This window comes from Desulfonatronospira sp. MSAO_Bac3 (assembly GCF_003838035.1).
GTDB classification, from domain to species: Bacteria; Desulfobacterota; Desulfovibrionia; order Desulfovibrionales; family Desulfonatronovibrionaceae; genus Desulfonatronospira; species Desulfonatronospira thiodismutans.
In genome coordinates, this window is the sequence record NZ_QYZY01000048.1 from 1 (window position 1) to 1,232 (window position 1,232).

The 1,232-nt window shown below is 59.1% G+C and carries 2 protein-coding genes; both read right to left on the reverse strand.

Annotated elements, in window-relative coordinates; all coding sequences use genetic code 11:
• Positions 1 to 739 (reverse strand): glycosyltransferase (locus tag D5S03_RS01430; RefSeq protein ID WP_287042462.1); only part of this gene is annotated, 739 nt, incomplete at its 3' end.
• A partial coding sequence (locus tag D5S03_RS01435) for an FmdE family protein (RefSeq protein ID WP_287042463.1) occupies positions 711 to 1,232 on the reverse strand: 522 nt, incomplete at its 5' end. The genes D5S03_RS01435 and D5S03_RS01430, both read right to left, overlap by 29 nt.

Consider the following 1,232-nt stretch of genomic DNA (forward strand, 5'->3'; position numbering starts at 1 on the left):
CCAGGTCCTGTTCAAAGCCCATGAGCAGGTAGCTGCGTTTAAGTCCCAGTCGGCTTATTTCCCGGCGCACCTCCGCCTCCAGAGGACCGCGACCGAAATGCACAATCACGAAATCCGGGGCTCTTTCATCCCTCAGCCGGGCTGCGGCCCGTACCAGGGTCAGGGGATCCTTGTGCGGCACCAGGGCTGCGGCACAGGCGATGATTTTCCTGGGGGCCAGCCTCTTTTGCAGGCTCAGGGCTTCAGCTGAGGGTGAGCGAAGACTTACGGTGGTATCCAGGCAGCTGGGTATGACTTCTACCTGCCTGCCGGGCAGGGTGCCCTCCATGATATCTTTTATGGCCTGGGAGATGGCTACTGTCTGATGAGTATAATGGTATTTGAGAAGGGAAAGAGTACCCCGGGGGACAAAGTCCACCCGCCTGGTGTAGACGATTCTGCGGCCGTGCAGGGGCCTGGTCATGACCGCAAGGCTCTGGCCACGCCCGGTCTGGGCGTGCAGGATATCAAAGTTACGGCCCTGGCAGGCCAAATACTTGAGGGCCATGACCTGATTCCTGACTTCCACGACTGGAAGGAAAGCCTCCTGTGCCCTCCTGGCCAGAGGCGAATCCCTGAGGCATACAAGTCTTACGTCCTGCCCGGCCCGGGCCAGGCCCTTCATGGTGAAAAGGGTCTGTCTCTCCCCGCCGCGCCAGCCTTTCTCGGTATTAATCTGCAGGATTTTCAAGGCGCTCAAAGCAGGGTATGCACAGGGTCCGTTCCTGAAGCCGCCTGGTACGTGTCTCCATGACCTGTTCGCCGCAGGTTTCACAGGTCTGGCTGTTTAATATCCTGGCCTTGCGCGGAGCCTTGTGTTCAGGGGTTTTGATTTCAAAAACTTCTTCTAAGGGGGATTCCATGATGCGCCTGGAGAGCATGGACCTGGCCTCCCCCAGTTCCTTTTCCTCCTCCGGGGTCAGGCCGTGCTCCTGCATTTTGGCGTGCAGGCGGCTCAAGGTCCTGCGAATATCCCCGTATACCTCAGGCCTGGTCACTAAGCGGGCGGCGCGGCCGTCGCTTCGGCGATAAAAGCTGAAGGCGTTTTTGCCCAGATCCCTGTAAATAAGATTGCCTTTGCCGAAGGTGCATCCGGTCAGGTACTGGATGGCATCCACCCCGCACATATCCGTCTCCACCACGGCCACTATCTCCTCGTCCCCGGACCTGCCCATCTCCTGCAAGGCCCACTC